Annotated in this window: 18 protein-coding genes and 1 pseudogene; 5 read left to right on the plus strand and 14 right to left on the minus strand. The window is 33.5% G+C overall.

The window, feature by feature from the left end; translation table 11 throughout:
* Nucleotides 1–316: 316 nt before the first annotated feature.
* The 3 genes from V1503_RS04860 to V1503_RS04870 all read right to left on the minus strand — a co-directional run bounded on the left by V1503_RS04860 (nt 317) and on the right by V1503_RS04870 (nt 2,539).
* Nucleotides 317–628 (minus strand): RNHCP domain-containing protein, encoded by a 312-nt coding sequence (locus tag V1503_RS04860; protein WP_410625246.1) that lies wholly within the window; start codon nt 626–628, stop codon nt 317–319.
* Nucleotides 629–1,170: 542 nt separating this feature from the next.
* Nucleotides 1,171–1,602 (minus strand): hypothetical protein, encoded by a 432-nt coding sequence (locus tag V1503_RS04865; RefSeq protein ID WP_214484878.1) that lies wholly within the window; start codon nt 1,600–1,602, stop codon nt 1,171–1,173.
* 679 nt (nt 1,603–2,281) lie between these two features.
* The gene (locus tag V1503_RS04870; protein WP_214484879.1) at nt 2,282–2,539 is read right to left on the minus strand and encodes a hypothetical protein; all 258 of its coding nucleotides are present in this window, start codon (nt 2,537–2,539) and stop codon (nt 2,282–2,284) included.
* A gap of 953 nt (nt 2,540–3,492) precedes the next feature.
* Here V1503_RS04870 and V1503_RS04875 point away from each other — a divergent pair.
* From V1503_RS04875 to V1503_RS04885, 3 genes are all read left to right on the plus strand, one after another.
* Nucleotides 3,493–3,882 (plus strand): hypothetical protein, encoded by a 390-nt coding sequence (locus V1503_RS04875; protein ID WP_410625249.1) that lies wholly within the window; start codon nt 3,493–3,495, stop codon nt 3,880–3,882.
* A gap of 359 nt (nt 3,883–4,241) precedes the next feature.
* Complete coding sequence (locus tag V1503_RS04880; RefSeq protein ID WP_410625251.1) at nt 4,242–4,571, plus strand: hypothetical protein; 330 nt, start codon at nt 4,242–4,244, stop codon at nt 4,569–4,571.
* 1,194 nt (nt 4,572–5,765) lie between these two features.
* Entirely contained in the window at nt 5,766–6,065 is a 300-nt protein-coding gene (locus tag V1503_RS04885) for a DUF5316 family protein (RefSeq protein ID WP_214484712.1), read from the plus strand.
* A 228-nt stretch (nt 6,066–6,293) separates the two neighbouring features.
* Here the strand turns inward: V1503_RS04885 and V1503_RS04890 are convergent, their stop codons facing one another.
* The 4 genes from V1503_RS04890 to V1503_RS04905 all read right to left on the minus strand — a co-directional run bounded on the left by V1503_RS04890 (nt 6,294) and on the right by V1503_RS04905 (nt 12,679).
* A complete protein-coding gene (locus V1503_RS04890; RefSeq protein ID WP_410625253.1) occupies nt 6,294–9,545 on the minus strand; it encodes a collagenase in 3,252 nt (1,083 codons plus the stop codon).
* Between the two features lie 797 nt (nt 9,546–10,342).
* Nucleotides 10,343–11,284 (minus strand): alpha/beta fold hydrolase, encoded by a 942-nt coding sequence (locus V1503_RS04895; RefSeq protein WP_320259678.1) that lies wholly within the window; start codon nt 11,282–11,284, stop codon nt 10,343–10,345.
* Nucleotides 11,285–11,379: 95 nt separating this feature from the next.
* Nucleotides 11,380–12,309, minus strand: coding sequence for a helix-turn-helix transcriptional regulator (locus V1503_RS04900; RefSeq protein ID WP_410625255.1), 930 nt, complete (start codon nt 12,307–12,309; stop codon nt 11,380–11,382).
* Between the two features lie 124 nt (nt 12,310–12,433).
* Nucleotides 12,434–12,679 carry an NUDIX hydrolase gene (locus V1503_RS04905; protein ID WP_410625257.1) on the minus strand — a complete coding sequence of 82 codons (246 nt, stop codon included), beginning with the start codon at nt 12,677–12,679 and terminating at the stop codon, nt 12,434–12,436.
* A 227-nt stretch (nt 12,680–12,906) separates the two neighbouring features.
* Here V1503_RS04905 and V1503_RS04910 point away from each other — a divergent pair, with 227 nt between their 5' ends.
* Both V1503_RS04910 and V1503_RS04915 read left to right on the plus strand, forming a co-directional pair.
* Nucleotides 12,907–13,110, plus strand: a complete 204-nt coding sequence (locus V1503_RS04910) for a hypothetical protein (protein WP_320259671.1) — start codon at nt 12,907–12,909, stop codon at nt 13,108–13,110.
* A gap of 445 nt (nt 13,111–13,555) precedes the next feature.
* Nucleotides 13,556–13,738: pseudogene (locus tag V1503_RS04915) on the plus strand (DUF3889 domain-containing protein); the annotation flags it as partial.
* 117 nt (nt 13,739–13,855) lie between these two features.
* On the opposite strand, the gene V1503_RS04920 reads toward V1503_RS04915, so the two are convergent.
* The 7 genes from V1503_RS04920 to V1503_RS04950 all read right to left on the minus strand — a co-directional run bounded on the left by V1503_RS04920 (nt 13,856) and on the right by V1503_RS04950 (nt 20,494).
* A complete protein-coding gene (locus tag V1503_RS04920; RefSeq protein WP_410625259.1) occupies nt 13,856–14,137 on the minus strand; it encodes a hypothetical protein in 282 nt (93 codons plus the stop codon).
* A 497-nt stretch (nt 14,138–14,634) separates the two neighbouring features.
* Nucleotides 14,635–15,711 carry a metal-dependent hydrolase gene (locus V1503_RS04925; protein WP_410625261.1) on the minus strand — a complete coding sequence of 359 codons (1,077 nt, stop codon included), beginning with the start codon at nt 15,709–15,711 and terminating at the stop codon, nt 14,635–14,637.
* A 23-nt stretch (nt 15,712–15,734) separates the two neighbouring features.
* A complete protein-coding gene (locus V1503_RS04930; protein ID WP_410625263.1) occupies nt 15,735–16,256 on the minus strand; it encodes a hypothetical protein in 522 nt (173 codons plus the stop codon).
* A 1,041-nt stretch (nt 16,257–17,297) separates the two neighbouring features.
* Nucleotides 17,298–18,140 (minus strand): site-specific tyrosine recombinase/integron integrase, encoded by an 843-nt coding sequence (gene xerA, locus V1503_RS04935; protein ID WP_410625265.1) that lies wholly within the window; start codon nt 18,138–18,140, stop codon nt 17,298–17,300.
* Nucleotides 18,141–18,728: 588 nt separating this feature from the next.
* Nucleotides 18,729–19,298, minus strand: a complete 570-nt coding sequence (locus V1503_RS04940; RefSeq protein ID WP_410625267.1) for a hypothetical protein — start codon at nt 19,296–19,298, stop codon at nt 18,729–18,731.
* Between the two features lie 219 nt (nt 19,299–19,517).
* Nucleotides 19,518–19,946, minus strand: a complete 429-nt coding sequence (locus V1503_RS04945) for a hypothetical protein (RefSeq protein WP_410625268.1) — start codon at nt 19,944–19,946, stop codon at nt 19,518–19,520.
* A 170-nt stretch (nt 19,947–20,116) separates the two neighbouring features.
* On the minus strand, nt 20,117–20,494 hold the full coding sequence (locus V1503_RS04950; RefSeq protein WP_410625270.1) for a hypothetical protein: 378 nt from the start codon (nt 20,492–20,494) through the stop codon (nt 20,117–20,119).
* Between the last annotated feature and the right edge of the window lie 548 nt (nt 20,495–21,042).

Consider the following 21,042-nt stretch of genomic DNA (forward strand, 5'->3'; position numbering starts at 1 on the left):
TTAAAATTCTTAAGAATAGGCTGCCATTCTAGTGGCCTATTTTTTGTGCTTCACTGTCTCGTTGCTTTTTTGGTTCAAAAAACAATGTTTTTCATCGCTTCATTTTGTGAAGATGCCACTACTTTTTTATACAGACAGGTAGATGAGGTTTTACTCGACCTATAGAGGTTTCAGAAAAGATTCCATGAACACTAGATGTAACCTGATTTATCTTAGTAGGAAAAGCAACAGCTTGTGTGAAAGTAGCCTTAACAACGAAGAAAAGGTATTATGACAAACTAAAATTTAAACTCCAAACATAGCAGGTAGAATGTTATTAAACTATTGATTTCATATAATTAATTATTTGATCTTCTTGCAGTGTATCTGTGGCAACTTTGTTCTTACCAACCTTACCACATTTTGTACATTCATGAACAATTTGATAGCCTTTCTTGTTAGAATAATCAAGCCCAATCGGTACCATTAGTCCATAGCAATCACTTGCCCGATCACCTGGTTGGATATCTAGATGTTTTGAATACAAACAGTAAGGACAATGATTTCTAAAACTACCATTAGTTAATGGTGTAACTTGTTCTCTACAATTTTCACACTGAAACGCTGTATTTTCTGATTTTCTACTCAAGTGCTCTACCTCCAAGATTAATTTTTTTAATCTTTGGAGGCAGGGTTCCGTTTTGTTTTTACTACTGATGTAGCTTCAGGCTTTCTAAGCGACTTAACCAATTCACCGCCAAACTCTATTTAGCGATTACTTCTAGTTCCAACTTCAATTTAGCATATTTCATCTAAATATCCGGACCACGATTGATTTTGTTTATTTGTATCAACCACTGTAAGACGGACATCTCCACCTTCCATTAGTAGGTGTTCTACTTAGATCACTGACTTAGGCATTCGTCCCCTGAATAGCACTTTTGTATACTTTTAAATAACTCAACAATGTATCACTCCATTTAGTCGCTATGTTTGGAGTATTCCTTGGAATTATAACATAATTTTAATTTTATGTTCATATTTAATAGTACCACCATGAAACACTTCCTCCCTACCCCTCAATTTCCGTCAAATGACCCTATCCATTCTATATTAAATAATAAATTCATGATAAAAAACACTCACCCCTCTTGAATAGTTGAGAAGTGAATGTTTAGTCTTATATAATGTTTACGCTGATACGGTCTTTTCCTTCGATTCTGAGACAGTAAATTTATAAACAATAGCTACCACTACTGAGAAGAATAGATGTGTCATTAGATTCATAAGTTGATCGGGAGTAAATGCATTTACTATATTTGTTCCCATTCCCATCATTAATGGCATAACGACTAATGGACCTAAAATCCATATACCAATTGTAAAGATCACAGTAAGTAGCCAAATATTTTTTACAATTATAGCTAAACCCCCAAATGATACACCAAAAATTACACTAATAAGCAAATGAATAACCCAACCTACAGCTAGACTTTCACTACTTGCCATTGATGCAATCATTGGCATTTTTCCCATCAGTTGCATTACAATTCCGAATGCAATCCCTCCGGCGATACCGCCAATACTTCCTGCAATTAAAGCTTTTTGTAAAGGCAACTTCATATCAATCCCTCCTTTAATTTTTTTACATGATCATTATTAAAACTACAGCTGCAATAATAAGTAATACTTTATATAGCATACCTGTATTTAAAGAAATAAAATGTAATCTAGCCTACATTTTTTCTGATTATTCTTATAATTAATGAAAATATTTAATGATAAAAGTTAAATAACTAGAAACTATTCACAGCACAAATATAAATAATTATTCAATGTAATTGCAAAAACGTAACTATATAAGATGTAAAAACAAATATACATTAGCTTTTATAGAATTATATGTTTTTTAGTAATACAAGTAGATACCTTCATGTGATAGGAATGATGTTGATGTTATCACGTAACCGCTGGCAATCTTCTTTTATTCCCCATCACCAATAGTGTCGAATAAGTTTATTTCTAGCGATTTTAAGCTAAGTCCAAAAATATCCTGATTTATAATAAATCTACTCAAAACGTAAAGAAAAACGCTCTCAGTATGATTACTGAAAAGCGCCATAGTTAAATAACTTTATTCCCCTATTAAACAAACATCAAACTCCTGGACATAAACTGCATTCACTCCGACTTCATAATTCTCCCTTGGTGAATCAGTCATTCAAGTAAAAGCATCTACTACTATTATCTCAACAGAAATAGATAAAACCAGCGCTAATAAGTGCCCTAATGATATATCTTTTTACTCATTTATCAAGTCATCTTTTTCCACTTCTTCTATAAACATATTATACTGGGTTGAATTTGGAATACTTCTTTGTGTGACTTGTTCATGATAATTCCAATCTTCATCAATAAAAGAAATATCATCAAGTTTGTCTCTGTAAATATTCACTTTATCTGCCTCAGCTAATTTTTCGAGTGCTTCTTCCCCTGATTCTGCGTTAACTTCAACCTTTAAAACAGCAATGTACGGCAATTCAATGTAATATTTTTTCATCGTGTTAAATCCTCCTATCATTTAGTTAACTTTGTAAATACATAAAATGAACACTAAATTAGAATCACTACTTGTTTATGGTTCTAAGATCTACAGCATTTATTAGATATAAACGACCCCCTTCAAATTTATAAGATTATCTCATTTCCATGATGTGGATACATTATATATAAAATCTAGAATCTTTAGCTAGTAGCAACCTATTATGGATGTTTATGATAAAATCAGCAAAGCATCTGTATAGTGAAAATAATGAAAAAAAATACTTTATTAAGCATTAAAATGAAGCTTTACATGCTTGTAGATAGTATATATAATAGGGACATTCAAAATATGAGGAACTTTTACTTCTTTCTTAAATGAAGATTTAAAAAGAACATATACTGGATACGTATCTCCGTAAAACGTTTAAGTAACCCCAAAATTGTTTATTTTGGGGTTGTATTATTTTTACTCTCTTCTTTATCATATAGTTGGTACAATCGCTTACTTATGTATGACATGATCTATTTTATGTGAGTAATTTGGGGTGATTCGGCTCGTTTTCGCAATTGCTTTTTATAATAAGAGCTAAACACAAATATAGCTACCTTTCGAGATATCTCTTCTTGTTTAAAGACTATGAAAATCATTTAAATTTAAAACACATCAGTTACGTCAAATGTAAGCAACAAAGTTTGAAAAGATCCCTAACAAAAGACGACATGATGGATTTAGATTGTGTGGCATGAATTATTTTACAGCTGAGGGGGTACACCACCTGTTCAGAGGAAAACGTTTGAAAATCTATCTTAGAAATATATCAAGGTTCTGGGTGTTTATTCTACTGCTTATTTAGTCTGATCTAAAAGGAAAAATACACACTCATTTGTTTGAATTTCATGATAGGTTTTTTAATCGATTTTATTTTCCTTCTGTGTTACTACTATAATAATTAGTTAAGGAGGAGTCGTATGAAATTCTATATTTGGATATTCATTTCATCTTTATTATCATTTTCACTTTTACAAAGATTTTGGCCAAATTATAAAGACAACGAGTTTCCTCTGCTCACAGACTTTACTATACCAATATTTCTATCAGGTTATTATGTATTCTTTTTAGTAGTCCCTTCTTTATTATTTCTTAAATTTATTCAAGCATCTGCTCTTAAATTTATCTTGATTAGTACTTTATTCGCTCTTCTATTTTGCTATTCATTAAGCGTCTTATCATTCTCATCTCTTATTTTCGAAATGATAATATCGTTAGTCATTTCTTTGTTTGCTTGGATTTACTTTATTGTTTTAGCAGTAATTCTATTACCATCAAAATTTAGCCGCCCTATAACCGATATTAATTAGCGCAACAAGCATAACTAAATTGATCAACTAACAATCTCTTATTAACAATAATCCCAAGAAACGCCTCCCAACATGAATGCTTGCAGAATAGTTCTTATAATTTGTCGTTATTACTATTGTTCTATTTATAATCACCCCAGCTCAATCAAAACCTTATTTTTATGTTCTAATCTTATTATTTCTTCTTCCAACTCAAAAACTTTTTCTTTTAACATAAAATTCTTTGTACCAGGCATTCAACTTTTTATGTAAATAGCCATTTTATATATTAAGTTCACCTATCTGGCCAGAGAGTTGTTCTATTCCAATTGTAACTTCGCTCAGTAGGTGATACTAAGTCGTTACTGAAACAATATACAATGGATTTTGATTCTGAACATTACATTCTGGATGTGGAGGGTGTTTTACTTTATCAAGATTTAAAAAATGATTGGATGTTCCATAATGAAAAATATGAAGTGGTAGAGTTATCACATAGCTTAGAAGGAATTCTTAAAAAAGGTGCAGGGTGGAACACTAACTATCTTAGCGTTCAAAGTGGATCTAACCATAAAATAAGAACCTCTGATTCTTTTTCCTTCCGAGAATTCACACTCGATTTTTCAAGAATTTACTATGGAGAGAATGACGATTTTCGAAATTATTTTGATGGATATATCAAGAACTACACACAATTAAGAGTTCAATAACTACTTATTAAGAATGCCCTCAATAATTTTATTTTTATAATTGGATCTCATAAATTTAAGCCCTTAGTGTCTACGAATAAACCGTTTTATACTTCTTGATCTATTATATTAACTAATCTAGCATCTTTGTGTTATTTTTTAATACTTTACTATTACACAAGCTTATAGAATGTTGACTTTTCACTGAAAAAAGGCGCATTTCTGTTTTACTACAGAAATGTCCTTTTTTTGAGTCTAATATTTAGTCTGTTTGTTCTACAATTACATAGTTTACAAGCTTATTTTTTTTATAATTAATACGTATCATATGTAGCTATTATATAAACTAGATTTGGTTATGGTATACAATAATGCAAACAAACGACATGAATATATTGTCATAGTTATACAAATCGTAAAAACGATTAGGCTAGTCTTATTCTCCTGTTTTATAGTTTAAATATTGCGAAAATTTATTTATCTTATATAATAATATTATTCAATAATAAAGAAAGGATTTGATAAATATGGATATCGCTATTGCAATACTACAATTTTTAGGTGATCTAATTCCTCTAGTACTTGGGCTTCTCGATTTCTTTTCATAGAAAAAAACTACATATAAGTTAGTATTATGTCTCTTCTTTGGAAAAGCGTTTTTTCTTTGAATCGGTTGTACAATAATCGAAGGTGCAGCAACACCAACGTCCATACAATAGCCGACTCTTTTGAGAGTCGGCTTAATAACCACCAATCGCTCGACTAAAGTGTTAAGTGTGGTCTATTTGTTGTCTTTTTTCTTGAAGGCCAGTATCGAAACGACAAGTCCAACTAAAGCAAACATCAATGAGTCAAATATCGTCAGGTTTTTCCACTTTCAGCGAATGAAGCGGCCCTCCATAATAGGCAGAAACATATTTTCTATTATCATTTATATAATGCTTCTATTTACTATTAATTTGATCTCAACGATAATATAACAGAAGGTTCACTTTGTCTATGTGACTAAGACCATCGTATGGTTCACTACCTATAAATGTTCCCCATCCCCCCCCATACTTGCTTATCGAATCCTTAATACAAAACTTTTTCGACTGATTTCAAATATGTTTACTTGGTCCAAAACAAAAGTTAAACTAGGGAATGAGGTAACTCAATGGCTAGTAGACTATTAATTATGAAAAATTTTTTGATACTTTAAGGAGAGTGTGATTTATGGTTAAATCATTATTTACTGGTGTCCTATTCATATTAATAATTATTATTTCAACGTATATTTATGGTAACTTACAATACATTCACATTTATTTACTTTCGTGCAGTTCAATACTTATTCTTCTTGGAATAATGATTTCGGGATTTGGTGTAAGTGGTGACAGAATGAGAGCAAATCTAAATAGCGAAGATAAAGAAGATAAAAAGTGGAGGTTAAAATGGACAAAGAATTTAATGATTACTTCATTACCTCCCCTCGCACTTGGAATGATTATATACTACCTGCAAAAATCAAATTAGTAAGATGAACAAACAAATAAGTTATATTTCATATTCTTTATAAATACTTTGTGATGATAATATGGGAGAGACGCTGATAGTTGGCTTGTTGACACAAATATTGTAACGATGAATTTATGCACTGGTAAATGGGAAAAGACGCTTATCTCTCTTTCAGTTTAGCACCAAATTGTGGAAGAGTAGGATGTGAGAACCTATTACTCCCATCCAACTCCTCACTTCTTATTTTTACTTTGTTATTTGAACGGTATAATCTACTACAGGTTGGCCTGACCAAGTATACACAATGACATAGTATCTTCCTGCAGATACGTTAAATGAACCATCACTTAGGTTTGCTACAAGGTTTCCACTCTCATCTTCTACTTGAACATTGAAGTCTCCACCAACAGAGGTTGCATCTATTAAAACATTTCCAGATGTATCTATATCAAAGTAGAACCAATCTTGATTATCACCTGCATCATAATCTAAAGAGCCTTCTATACTACTATCAAGCAAGTTAGCTTCTGATCTACGATCATTAGGTTCTGTCTCTGTATCCGGGGTTGTTGTACCTCCATCACCACCGCCATTTCCTGCTCCATTTACAGTAATCGTGTATTCAGCTGTTAGCTCTCCACTCCACGTATAAGCAATAACATAGTATCTTCCAGCTGGAACATTAAAGGTACCATCAGTTAATGGTCTTGCTATGACATTTCCAACCTCATCCTCAACAACTACATTTATTTCTCCACCAACACTTGTTACGTCAACAGCTACATCTCCTGCTGTATCAACATCGATATAGAACCAATCTGTGTGATCACCTGATGCGTAATCTAACGTTCCACTAATTTGATCAACTAGTTGATTCGCTTCGGATTGTCGGTCGTTGGGTTCTGATTCAAAGTCCGTTGGTGGTATAATAACACCACCATCTCCAACGGTAATCGTGACACTATCACGGTCCGTTAAACCGTCATCATCCTCTACGGTTAACGTTACATTGTAATCACCAGCAGAAGGAAATACATGAGTAGGGTTTGCTTCATTACTCGTTGTTCCGTCACTGAAATTCCATGTATAGGATATAATTGTTCCATCAGAATCAGAGGATCGATCTCCATAAAATTGAACAGTTTCATTCACATTTACTGGAGAACTTGGACTCTCGAGGAACGCTGTTGGTGGAGTTCCTATAACTGCTCCACCTGGCAATAAACCATGGAACACCACATCGAATTCATAATTACCACTTGAATTTACGCGATGATTCACAAAGTAAGCTGTTACAGTTCTATAACCACTCCACCTTGTGTCTAAGCTTCCCAGCACATCGTTTACGATGGTATTCATTGCTTCCTTGTCACTACTCCAGCCGTATGATCTTCCACCTTCATACGTACCCTCCACCGAATAGGTATTCAAAAGATCGGATCTTTTTTGCCTATTCAATATATTGTATAAAGGAATTTCATTTAAAATATCATTCTCAATCGTACTCAAATCACGATCTGTATGGTTCGCCGTATAGTCATCTCCAACAAGAACCACTCGGCCTCCATCCCTGACTAGCTCGTCTAAATGAGCCTGGTATTCTGTTTCTAAAGTTGTATCACGAGACAATTCATCCATGTATCGATCGAAGCCTGAAGCATCCTCTGCTTGTAAAAGCTCAAGAACTCGATCAAATATATCCATGTGCTTTTTCGCAATAAAATCATAGAAAGCATATGAATAGTCATAAATATCCCAAGAACCATATGTTCCATGTAATACCTCATCTAGCGTATAGCGATCCCTAGGGTCTGAATGTATATTTCTAATTTTGGTTGATCTAGTGTCAATTCCAGTTCTTGTTGCTCCAGCAAAGAATTCACCGCCTCCTTCTTCCACCCAAACCAATCGATCCCAATCGTATAGAGAAGTACTTCCCCACATTCCAGGGATTAAATATCTACTTTGTAGATAATGGAAGTACTCGTGACGGAATAACTCCTCAAGTTCATAAATACTATCGGTTGGTACTTCTCGATCCCAGGTAAAAAACGTTCCCCATGATTCAATATAAATCCCGCCATTATTCGTATCAACATTGTTAAGATATCGATTTATATCGTATTCGTCACGGTCATTATAAATAATCGCTGTAAGAACATCGTCTGCATTCCCCAGTTCAACTGGTTCATCTACTCCGTAATAGCGATGGAATTGAGCTTTTTCTTCCTTAGCAGCCCAATAAATTCTTTCAATTTCTTCTTGTGTTACTCTATCCCCTGCTTTAATGACAAATTCCCCATCATCAAAGACATACTCATTTCCATAGTAATTATCTTCATAATCTCTAACGACTCGATCATAATTAATGCTTCCACCTAAATCTGAAACTTTCTTCGCTAAGGCTATATAGATCATACCGTAATACGGATAGTCATTGAGTGCACGTTCAAATGTGTCCAATACAAAATTAGTATTACTATGAAATCTTCCCTCTTCACTTATGAACCAAACGGCATTATCTACTAGCCACTCATGTTCCGTCCCCTCAAATTGACTAAATGTTATGATCTCTGCTATTTCACTAAAGAAATAATCAATTTGTCCATACCAAGGTACTTCATTCTCAGAATTGTATGGACCGTTACGATAAGTCCAGTATTGAACGTATTCTAGTCCACTAATTAAACCATAAAATGCTGAATTTTTTGATGTTTCTTCTATATATGTGTTTACTCTTGAATGATAATCCTGGAATATAGGGAGCGCTTCCTCAAATAAAGCGAGATCTACCGTTGCATGGCTGATAAAAAATCCAGTTTTCGATACAACAGCATCTTGAGTAGCTGTTCCTAATTCAAAATTACTATTTCTCATAACAGAAACAATTGCAGGTGTGACTTCTTCCCTAAATGAGAAGTCACTCATATAAGCCATCTCAGGGTCCTGATAATCAAACTCATAAAGAAAACCTTTATTCACCACTTCTATTAAAATAGCGAGTCCTCTATCATCATTCGCAGTGTATCGAGATCCTAAGTATTCAATCTCATCTAATAAATAGCGAATACGCTGTTGATCTCCATAGAAATCCACTACATCCATGCTATAGCTCCAAAAATCAGCAATATCATCAATTGATTCCATTGAGACTAAAGTATTTACTAATTCAGCATCACTCATTCTATTTAAATCATAAAACGAATAAGAAGCTGCTGCAGAAATGGTAAAACTACCATTGTCATTCTGGCTTTCAGATATAGGGGCATCTGGACGTATTCGATCTAAAATATCTGCATTTTTAACGTGTACTGTTTTTTCACTTTCCAATGCTTTTTCAAATAATTGTTTAGTCTCGAAACCACTCTCAAGCATCTGGTCATAATTTGCTTTACTTTTCTCTTGTGCATATGCATTATATCCTACAGGAAGTAACAAGCTGGCTATGAGAAATGAGCTACCTACCTTTTTTAATACTTTCTTATTTAATTTTTTCAATAATTTAGTCCTCCTAATATTCTGTTTTTTAATTACGCGCTTATGAAATAAGGAATTAAATTAGATAAACACTAAACTTTTACTATGTTTTCAAAAAATAAAATGCTGTATATTCAGTGCATGATATAGACAAGGTTCTAATATGAGGAATAAGAATAATAGAATTGCGGTGAAAATTGATAAAATAGATTCAAAGAGAGGTATTAAAACAAGCCAATCGGCTTAACAGAAAAACATTTTTGTTAGTTAATTCCGTAACAAGGCTAACATATTGTTTATTTCCCCCTTTTTAAAATTCATAATAATTTCTTTCGATGTATATTAATGCAAACTATGTGCCAAGTTATTATTTTTTTTGAATACTCAAAATACTGTTATTGTAAAAAGTAATATTCGTGAATGTCACTTCAGAAAGACAGTAAAATCAATGTAAAATTAAGTATACATAATTCAGAAATTTACATTAAAATGTATAAAAAATTTACAGGACAATGATTTTCCCTACATCTTTTTTGAATACAAACATGAACCTAAAATGAAGAAAAGCGCTAATCCTTTTACAGATTAGCGCCATTTGCTGAAGATCACTTTAGTTCCTAATAACTATATTATGAAATAATCTTTGTTAAAGCCGTACAAGAATGCTATTTAGATACCAATTTAATAAAGTAATTCCTTGTATAAAAGAGTTGGATATCGATTGGGATTAGATATAATCCTGAAATAGCACACCCAAATTGTACTAACTTCAACATGGTGTTCTTCTAAAGTAAACTCTTCTTGGTTGTTGAAAAAAATTACATCTCCCATTGTTCCAGCCATTTTAAAATCACTTGGTTTGTTTCATTCGGCTTTTCTTGCTGGATCCAATGACCGCAATCCAGATTGACCACTTCCACATTAGGCACGAACTCAGTTAGTTTTTTAGACTTCGGGATCACATCCCTGTCGCCATAGATCATAAGTGCAGGCTGTTGGATGATTGGGTTCACGTCCGCCAATATGCGCCAGTTGCGGTCAAGGTTCCTGTACCAATTTATACTTGCCGTGAAGCCTGTTGATTTGAAGGCAGAGATGAAAACAGCCAATTCGCTGTCGCTCATTATGGGTTCACCGAGTGGGTTTTCTGCTCTAGCAAGATTAATCATCGCCATACCTGGCTGAGGTGCTCTAGGAGGCTCGTTCTTCCGGTAAATGTTCCGAAGAAACTGGAATGTATTTTCTTCTAATATAGCGTCTGCGACACCTGGCTGTCGGTTGAAGTGAACAAAATAGTAGTCGTCACCAAGTACTTCTTCCATGAATTCGATCCAGGGTCTTTCTCCCCGCTCTTGGTAAGGCAAGCTCAAATTTACCACTTTATTTACACGGTTCGGATGCAATAAGGTCAGCCCCCAAACGACCATTGCACCCCAATCATGACCGACAAAGGTGGCATCTTCGTATTCGTAGTGATCGAGAAGTGCGATGAGATCACCCGACAAATGTTCAATGTCATAGTCTGTCACTTCGCTCGGACGGGATGAGTTGCCATATCCCCGCTGGTTTGGGATGATGACATGGTAGCCCGCTGCGACAAGGGCGGGCACCTGATGACGCCAAGAAAAGGCATGCTCTGGCCAACCATGACAGAGTACAATAGGTTTTCCTATATTTTGTCGTCCAGCTTCAAAGACTTCGAGTTCCACACCGTTGACTGAAATAAGGGTAGGCTTGGGAAAATCAGTTTTATTAATCATCATATTTCCTCCTATACAACTGTACTAAAAGACTGTTACAGTTAGCATAGTAGCATAGTGGTGTGACACTAGCGTGTCAGGTTTGAAAAAATAATTTACTGATATTTTTCAAGCATTGATTTTATTCTAGATGCAACAGCTTGGCGTACCCTTTCAGGACCTAACACTTCGACGTGTTCGCCAAAACTGAATATCAATCCGTAATACCATTCCTTCTCTGGAAAGTGTGCAGTCACAATCAGTTCACCTGTGTTCAGAATTTCAATATTTTCTTTGTCAAAAATATCTTCAACTCGGGACCTCACCTGGGGTACGAATTTTAATGTAATGCTAGTTAAGGAGACCTGCTTCTTTGATGCCTCTTCAATTTCTTGATATGACTTTTCCCTACGCTTGAATAGTACATCTTCAACCTGCAAGTCAATAATGCGTGAAATCCTGAATACCCTGAAATTTGTTTTTAAGTGACAATAGCCAAACAGATACCATGTATAACCTTTAAAGATTAATGACATCGGTTCTATCTGCCTTGTACTTGTTTCGTTTGTATAGTTTCTATATATAATTGTAATCAATTGTGTTTGAGTGATAGCATTCCGGATATTTTTGACCAGTTCTTTTTGTTTTGAGGTGTATGCCCAAGGCTGCATACCAATTATAATTTGCTCCATATGCAGGTCAAGATGATGAATTTTATCCTGTGGAATAATATTTCGCAGTTTTTCTATGGATGATTCAAGCTCAACATCCTCAAATGTAGAGTTAACACCTTTAAGTGCTGAAAGTATGGAACACAAATTGTTTAGTGTCAGCAACTGATGGTTTAATTTATAATTCTCCTTAATACCAAAACCACCATTATTCCCAGAGTATGATATGATCGGAATACCAGCCATATTAATAGATTCAATGTCTCTGTAAATCGTTCGAACTGAAACTTCAAACTTTTCCGCAAGTTCTTTTGCAGATATTCGACTTCTATTAAGTAATATAACAATGATTGTCAGCATACGGTCTATTTTCATATTCATCCCCTTAATATATGTTTGGCATATTCTAGAGTATAAGGTATTTTTGTCAAAGTATTTTTTTGCATATCATGCTTATAATCGCTGAACGTTTTGATGCCATGAATTTATTATCTTGCTACTATCTATTTTTTAGATACGCTTCTATATACTTGTAATTTGCCTCATTTAATCCTTCTGGTAAGTCATTTATATGAAAATAGTGTAAATCTATAGACTCTGTTTTATCAATTTCAATGTTCCCTTTTGCTTCAGAAGTTAAATAAACAGCAGTTATCGAATATATTTCATCTCCGTTAGGTAACTTTAAGTAAAAGTCAGGTCCAGAAAAAACATCAAGAAACTCTAATTTCCTAATTTTAATCATTGAGTTTATTAATGTTATTATTGTAACCTTATTATGATATTATAGATGATGTATATTAGGATAGAGGGGGCTTAGTAGTACATCTACTGTAATTTATGGAAAATAAAAAATACTTCTTATATCTGCTATATGTTTTAATCTTTTCTTCATCAATAGTTTGGAGTGCTCACATAGTCTCTAATTCTACTCAAAAAGATGATCTAGAAAAAGAAGAGTATAGTGATTTATTGACTCAGTCTGAATTACTTGAATATCTACATATTTCTGAAGATGAACTAAAAGATATTATTATCGCAGACACAGTTTTAAAAAGACAGTTAACTAGTTATGATACATATCGATTTCTACCATATATTGAAATTGCTGATAAGAAAATGTTCCTTATGAATGAAATAAAAGAATGGTTGAAATATCAAAACAATCGTAACTAGTCAATTACCAACAGTAGTATCTAAATATCCTACTGTTGGTAGCTTGTGGTACTCATCCTTCTACATATAAAAGCGCCGAAGCCGAAAACTTGAATTCGGGATACTTATAAAATTACTTTCCGTTAGATAAATTAACTCAGTATTCAAAGCAGTTTAGGTCCTCAAGATTTATGGTTTAAGATTAACAATTAACTTTTAACCAGCCACCTCTCTAGGAAAATCATTTCGAGATAGTTTTTTTTTCAGTAATAAATTGTCTATATGAAGTTATTGTTCCATCATGAGAAACTAAATAGATTCTTTTTTTACCAGTACTCTTACACCAATTCAAAAACATATCTGCTATTTTTTCAAACTCTTGCTGTAATCCCTGTTAGTAGCGTTCGGGCAGATAAGGTTATTTAATCTTACGAAAAATAGGGGGTTCTAGGCACAAGAAAAATATCCAAATTCAAGGATCATTCATTATTTACATACAGGTAGAGAAAATCTAGATAATGCTTCAGTCGAAAAGTTCAAGTTATGGTTAAAAACTAACAATATACAATTCGGTGTGTATGTTGATAGCATGTTTGATAATAGAACAAATCACATAATTAAAATAAATATTAAGGAAACACCGAACTGAAAAAGCATATAAAAAAAGACATTGCACCTGGACTCGGCCCCATTACCGTTGCTGAAATTGGTGTTTCCAGAGGGAGAACAGTAGCACAAGTATTATAATCTTTAAAAATTGTACATGTTACAGTGTCCCCTGCCAGTAAGGTATTATTACGAGTACTAAATACGAGTCTTGTAATGATTGCATCCTCTGATATGACATATTATTATTAATGAAACCCCCGGCAGTACCTAGTCCTATGAAGGAAGAATCTCCAACAAGTTGATTTGTAGCTAAATAAATCTTCTCTACTTGCGGCCCTGGTTGCCCCTGCATTCCCATCTGACCTTGTGGCCCAGGTTTCCCTGGTGGTCCATGAAGTTGGGGTGGAACACCTCTACACTTACAACCTTTTTCTTTCATTAAAAATTCACCTTCTAGAGTTTTTACTTTATGTGTATGGTTATTCGCAATAGAAGGTTAGACTAATATATATAACGTAACTTAAATATGCGAATATCTATGTTAATAAGGTCAACGGGAGCTAAGCTACTTATTTATTGTCAAAAATAATAAGTGACGACTATCTGTATTTCAGATTAGCGCCATTAGAACTCTTACCTAGTATTACTGATTTCTATTTTTAAAAAGTCCGAAACTTTCTTGCTATTAAGTTTAATTTAAACCATGTTACTAAAATTTCTATTCTACATACTAACTGACATGTGTATGCACCCCAACCTTAAAAATTTTTAAACACTACTAATTACACATTATCATTAATGTCAGTATAGGATAAATCCCTTTCTAACTTAATTTTATATTCATTTCCACTTATCTCTACTATAGTTTAAACTTATATCAAGTCATTTTTATTTTTGACTAAATCAACAAAAACGCCTTTTGAGGCGTTTTTGTCTTCATTCCTCTATCGGATCGATGCCCTTGATGGTGACATCTTGTTTTTCAAAAAGGATCGCTTCGTTAGAGAGAGAAGGTAGTTCGTTTAAAAGACTGTCTTTCTCTTCTCCTTCTATCCTTTTTAGTTCCTCGGACTCTTCTTCCGCTTCATAAACAAGCAAGTCTTCTTTTCCAACATCAAAATTATAACTAGACTCATCGATATTATAAGGAATTCCTATTAAATACAATTGATCTTCGATTTTTATTTTTCTTAGTAATAGCGTATACCCGTTATCTGTTGAGAAAAGTCGTTCTTGTTCTGATTCATTCAGGTTCGAGAAAGATCCTTCACCATAAATGATAAAGATAAAATCATCGGAATTCGTCCTGATTTCATAATGCCATAACCGGCTTGAGAAAGGATTTCCGCTTCCCGCTTCAATGTAGACCTTATCACCAGGGTATTGTTCAGACAATTGCTTTGTCATTTGAGTTTTCGACATCTCCCTTACCCCTCCATAGGAAGCCAGCAGAACAACTCCGACTATAATGAGTTTTGGGGCCCATTTTTGCCTTCCCGTTTTATGAAGAACCAGAATAAGTGCAAATAAAACGCTAAAGGAAAGAACAAGGAACCCATCGCTCCCGTTTAATACGTTTAAACCAATATCTCGATCATATGTTATTGGGAAGAATAAAGGCAATCCATTATCTAGAAAATCCATAAATAAATGCCCAATTACGATAGAAAAAAACATTGACATCCAACGGATCTTCAATGTCAGTTCAGGAAAAATAGGACGGATCAGAACCGCTATCCCTAAACTAAAAGCTGGTGCGACAAATATCGAATGACCCATGAAATACAAACGTACTCCTAAAAACTCCAAAACAGGTAAATCGGTGATACTTGAAAGAACCCCTCCTGCAAATTCAAAGATCAAAGTCAAATCAGGGGCAATCCCCGCAATGACTCCTAAAAACATAAAAAGAAACAATTTCTTTTCCGGAAGATAACGACGACCGATCAAATACGCAACAAAGGCCCCGACGGCGCCGTGATATCCCACTTCACTAATTAATGTTAAAAGCATGATTAAGACTCCTTTTTCGTAGATTATGAAGAACGAGTTTCACCAACCAATACGTTTTCGCCGGAAAATCCTTTGATGATAACAGGTTCGTCTACTTTCTCGGTTGAATAAAAGAAGATATAATCTTCATAGAAATAGAACTGGATCTTTCCATTGGAATCATTTATGGATATTTTTTCATTAGAATCATTGACCGAAATTTGTTCAATTTGTTCGTTTGTGATTACACCCAATATCCCTAATGATTCGCTCGGAAACAAGGTAATGTCTTCATCTTGATCGGATACTTCGAATACTTCTTTCATTTCCCCGTTTACGACTTCCATTTCGGTGCTTCCATCATTTCTCGTTACCAAGTTGATTCCGATGTCTTCACCCAAAGCAATGGATTCTACCCAGTTAATGGAAGAATCACTTAGATTTTCTTTCATATACCGAACCAAATCAATGGACGTATAGATCAAAATAATCGTGAATATGAGTAACGACCCCACGATGGAGAATCGCATCAAGGGGGTCATTTTTGTTTGGTTAGTCTCTGTCACACACATTTCCTCCTAACTGATTCGTTTTCTATGTTTTGTAGAAACGTTTCATGTTCTCTTACTTTTCTAGCATAGCATTCAAATCTTACGTTTTTCTTTGTAACATAATGAAGAATTTCTTAAGATTTCTTCATGTTTATACGATGAGCTCTTTTTAAACATAACCATACAGGTTGTTTTTTAAAAATGGAATGATAGTAGAAAATTTTAAAAGAAATGTTTTTAGAAGGATAAAAATCATGAAATATCTAGGCGAAAACAAAGAAGCACTTATTTCCCAATTAGAAGCTTTATTTTTGTTCTATAAAGTCAAACAGGTTGGTGAAGGATATATTGATTGTATTGTGATGAAAAAGAATCCCACGGAATTCGCTCAAGAAATCTCTTCATTCATATACTTTCAAATTTATATCTTTAGTTCTTGGCATAGTTGCTATTTATCCTGAGTACAAGCAACCTCAACCGAAGCGATTATTACCGACTGTCTTATCTATGCTGAAGAACTAAGATCATAATCTCTTATTTGGAGTATTAGCAAGAAAGAACAAAAGAAAATACTCCTAACATTACTTTTTAGCACCACTATAAAAATCAATTTTTCCGATTAATAAGAGGTGGGGTCAAGGGGGAACCTTTGGTAGATACGAACATCGAAACTACCTCTAAAATGAACGAAATAAGGTTTAAAGCTCTCTTAGATCAAATTAGGTTAAAAGTTATTTATGAGTTAATGTAAAGGAAGGAACTTTGTGAGTGATACTTTTCTAAAAAACTTGGTGACCTACCCTAACCAAAGCTATCATAATCATCTGAAGGTCTTATCGAAGCAAGCTTTATTACCGAAGATCAAAATGAAAAATGGAATAATTACAGATTAAAACTGAAAAGGTATGGTTTTCAAACCCATTGTTATCCAACTAACATAAATTATTAATATATAAGTGCACTTTTTCAAGAATTCTTATTCCATTAAAAGGCCCTAAAAAGAAAAATCATCACAAATTCTCACGAAAAAAAGAGAACTTATCATTTGTCCTCTTCTTAAAAATACTGACTATAAAATTGATGCCTTAATTCCCCACTTAATTGAGCGTATATTTTTGTTGTTTCACTTTTCTCATGACCTAATAAGCTTTGTATCAAGTCAATTGGAGCGCCATTATTTATCATATGTGTTGCATAGCTATGTCGTAATTGGTGAGGGTGAATATTCTTTTTAATTCCTGCGCGATTAGATATTCTTTTGATGATATATCTCATGAGATCAATACTCATACGATGATTTGGTTTTCTCTCGGTCACAAACAATGCTGGATCATCGTCTTCTCTTTCATCTAAATATCTTTTTAACCAAATGTCACATCTTACGTTAAAGTACACTTCTCTTTCTTTATCTCCCTTACCCATAACAAACACTGACTTACTTGAAAAATTTATATCATCCCTATTTAATTTAACTACTTCACCAATCCGACAGCCTGTAGAATACATAAATTCGAATAACGCATTTTCCATCGATGTATGACATGATTCACGTAAGAGTTCTATCTCTTGCTCAGATAGGAATTTAGGGATTCTTTTACCTACCTTCGGTTCTTTTAGTTTTGAAGCTGGATTTTTATATACGATACCTTCTTCAAAAGCCCAATTAAACAGTGATTTGATATATCTAATTCTATGACATAAACTTGAAGCCTTTAAATTTTCCCCAGTCTCAATCAAATACTTTTTTAGATTTTCAGTATTAAATTTATTCATTTCTATGTCTCCGAAATATCGATGGAGTAAATTATGTTGAAAAGAATAGTTTTTAATAGTTAATGTAGAATAGCCTTCAATCTTTTTATCAGATTGATAACGTTCCCAAGCCTCTAACAGTAACATAATCAATCACTCTCCCATTTGCTAGTTTTTAATCTATCAATAGTATGGACACTTTTTAGTAGTCTTATTCAACAATAGTAGAATTTTATAAATTACTTCTATGCCAAAGTCCTAATTATTTTGGTAATTGAGTTCTTTTCATATTCAAGGGATGCGCCATATTGTTGAATAAATTTGAGCCAATTATTTTTAAAACGGAAACAATAAAGGTTTTAGAAAGAAATTGCTTAACAAAATTTAAGTTACGATATACCGTAAAGTAGATTCCTGATTATATAAACAAAAAAGTTCCCATTCTCATTTCTGAAGAACTGGAACTAATATCTTACTAATCTTTTAACCTTTAATAAAGTGGAAATGGAATTTGGTCAACTTCAGCTATAGTGTAAGTTGTGTATGCTATATGCTTATGTATATGGATGGGCTACTCGGTCACCTGTTATTCTGGAGTAAATTATTATCAAAACAACTCACAAACTTTAATATTATCTCTAACAAAAAGAAGCATGTTTTTAAAAAAAAGATTAATCCAAATAGTTTCTTCCCTTGAGTGGTAAATGTTGATTCTTATAAACCTTTTAGAGTTTCTTAAATCCCATTCATCATCATCATAAATTGATATAGCATAAATCCAAGGATGGCAATCCAAATAAGGTTGCTTTTAACATCAGACTTAGGTAGTGCTAAGAATGACCTTTCTAGGAAATTAACATCCATATAATGTGATTTTTCAGGCCGTCTTCTATTTATGTAGACATCTACTTGTATGGGTAGGTATCTGGATGGATTTTTCCATATATTCTGACTAGTAAATTCATAAGTTTTTTGTGTGTTTGGGTCAGTCCATGTTGCTACTATCTGATATGGAGACTGCCCTGTACTTATATTCCAAGCACCAAAGCCCTTTAACTTGATACCATAATTAATCCCAACTCCTGTCACATCTGCTAGCACATGCTTTCCAGCTACCATCAATTTTCTTCTTTTCATATTCAAGTACCTACGATATAAAAGTGGACCAAGAACCAATACTGCCCCACCAATAGTGAATATGGCTCCCATTTTAAACATGAAGCTTGAAACTGTTCCCATATCTGATGAATTTATGACCGTATATACCCCTATAAATATAAATACAAGTCCTAATATATTTAGCATCTTCCTCTTCTCCTTAATTTTTATAAATTACGGAAATTACACTAAGTTTCCCCTCACCTATAGTAGTTCCACTTGTTGTATGGTTTGTGTTAAATTATAAACACAATATCACTTGTGTTTCCTTAATAGGTAACTATACATAAGGTAGTCCAGTTAGACTTTACTACCTTCTTGCTCTAGATGGTGGAAGATATTATATAATCTATTACTCAATATTATTTATCTTTTTTCTACATGTTCTAATTCATCTAACATGTTGTCTGTCTCAAAACTAATTTGGTAGATATTACTCTTACTTTCTACCCAATAATTATAGATAGTATTTGGTTCACTCTCAAAAACAACACCAATATAGTATGGGTTTAAGTGTTTAAAACCGTCTTCACGATGAGGTACTGTTGAAATCACCCATTCTTCATTTGGATAATGTTGTTCTAAGAATGGTCTTAATAATGTTACTTTCTTTTCAATTTGTGCATCAATCCAAAAAGGACGTATAACAAAAAATATACAATATGCAACCAATACAGCTAACGCTAATGACCAGCAAATTTTTCTCCATTTACCTGTTAAAAGGAATGAGATAATTACGATTGTAACAAGGCACAACCCTACAACCATTAACTCAATTGCTTCTTTAGGGTGCATGACATCTATCTCCTAACTTAGCATTCCCTCAATTTCTGAACATTCAAGTCGTAATAATAAACACGGTCTAAGTAAAGCAGTGTTCTATCAAGCATAGATAGTTCCACTTCTTAAAGAGTTACATTTACTCATAAATCCGCAAACTCCGCATGCATGCTGTTAAAGTCCAGTTAGCTTAATATTTCTTTTGGGATATCCCAAATAAAATAATGCTTGGAATATTGTCGTGTTTCAATGGTGATGGTTACTTTATCTTTCTTAAATATAAGTCCCGAACCCACCTGGTCCTTAAATTCCCACCCATTAGTTTTCATAAATTCTTTAACCCTACCTAATGGATACTTTTCTTCAAATCCAGATATATATCTTATTTGGTTTGTTTTTTCTAACACTTTTTCATATTCGTTATTGGATATCTCATATTTACTAATTGCAAATAAATAAGGGATTGGATTGCCTTCTTGAGTTAACGCACTTCCAAATCTTAATCCAATAAATCCAAAGAATACTAAGAAAAATAGCAGCACTACCGTAAAGGTTTTTGTCAAATTTTCACCTCTTATAGAATTTAACTAATATATTTTTTAATCATGTAAACTCTCTTAAGCTGAAAAAGCCTCTGCTTATATAATACCATAAAAAGTAAATTAATCTTTGTCATCCTCAAAAGCAATAACCTTTACGAAAAGAGCCAAACATAAAAAAAGACGCTCTTAGTATTATTACTGAACAGCACTATATCGTATTATGAGGTCAGCTAGTAACATTTCTAGTTGACCTATTTTTAATAGGTATTAATCTTAAGGTAGTCGAGGTAGAACGCTAGCGCCATTGGGACTAGATCCCGTCGGCAATACTGCTCTCCCCTACATGTAAAAATGTTTTTGAGGTTGGTCGGGGTATAACAAGCGAAGCTATTAAACTACACGTTATGTTAAGGGACTACCGGCAAATTAATTATAAGAAGTAATATATTATGGATCCAGTCATGGGACTGGATATCACTAAAAGAGAAAGCCAAGTTCATACGTTTGAAAGGAAAAATCCATACATTGTCTTGTTATTGCTGTAATAACAGCAGGTGCATTTTCGTTAT

The sequence above is a fragment of the Nanhaiella sioensis genome (assembly GCF_046557775.1).
Classification (GTDB): Bacteria; Bacillota; Bacilli; order Bacillales; family SM2101; genus Nanhaiella; species Nanhaiella sioensis.

What these genes read in the sequence shown, in the direction of transcription:
- V1503_RS04865 (WP_214484878.1), bottom strand. Translation starts at nt 1,602, where the DNA reads ATGAAGTTGCCTTTACAAAAAGCTTTAATTGCAGGAAGTATTGGCGGT.
- V1503_RS04870 (WP_214484879.1), bottom strand. Translation starts at nt 2,539, where the DNA reads ATGAAAAAATATTACATTGAATTGCCGTACATTGCTGTTTTAAAGGTT.
- V1503_RS04875 (WP_410625249.1), top strand. Translation starts at nt 3,493, where the DNA reads ATGAAATTCTATATTTGGATATTCATTTCATCTTTATTATCATTTTCA.
- V1503_RS04880 (WP_410625251.1), top strand. Translation starts at nt 4,242, where the DNA reads ATGGATTTTGATTCTGAACATTACATTCTGGATGTGGAGGGTGTTTTA.
- V1503_RS04885 (WP_214484712.1), top strand. Translation starts at nt 5,766, where the DNA reads ATGGTTAAATCATTATTTACTGGTGTCCTATTCATATTAATAATTATT.
- V1503_RS04895 (WP_320259678.1), bottom strand. Translation starts at nt 11,284, where the DNA reads ATGATTAATAAAACTGATTTTCCCAAGCCTACCCTTATTTCAGTCAAC.
- V1503_RS04900 (WP_410625255.1), bottom strand. Translation starts at nt 12,309, where the DNA reads ATGAAAATAGACCGTATGCTGACAATCATTGTTATATTACTTAATAGA.
- V1503_RS04905 (WP_410625257.1), bottom strand. Translation starts at nt 12,679, where the DNA reads ATGATTAAAATTAGGAAATTAGAGTTTCTTGATGTTTTTTCTGGACCT.
- V1503_RS04920 (WP_410625259.1), bottom strand. Translation starts at nt 14,137, where the DNA reads ATGAAAGAAAAAGGTTGTAAGTGTAGAGGTGTTCCACCCCAACTTCAT.
- V1503_RS04925 (WP_410625261.1), bottom strand. Translation starts at nt 15,711, where the DNA reads ATGCTTTTAACATTAATTAGTGAAGTGGGATATCACGGCGCCGTCGGG.
- xerA (WP_410625265.1), bottom strand. Translation starts at nt 18,140, where the DNA reads ATGTTACTGTTAGAGGCTTGGGAACGTTATCAATCTGATAAAAAGATT.
- V1503_RS04940 (WP_410625267.1), bottom strand. Translation starts at nt 19,298, where the DNA reads ATGCTAAATATATTAGGACTTGTATTTATATTTATAGGGGTATATACG.
- V1503_RS04945 (WP_410625268.1), bottom strand. Translation starts at nt 19,946, where the DNA reads ATGCACCCTAAAGAAGCAATTGAGTTAATGGTTGTAGGGTTGTGCCTT.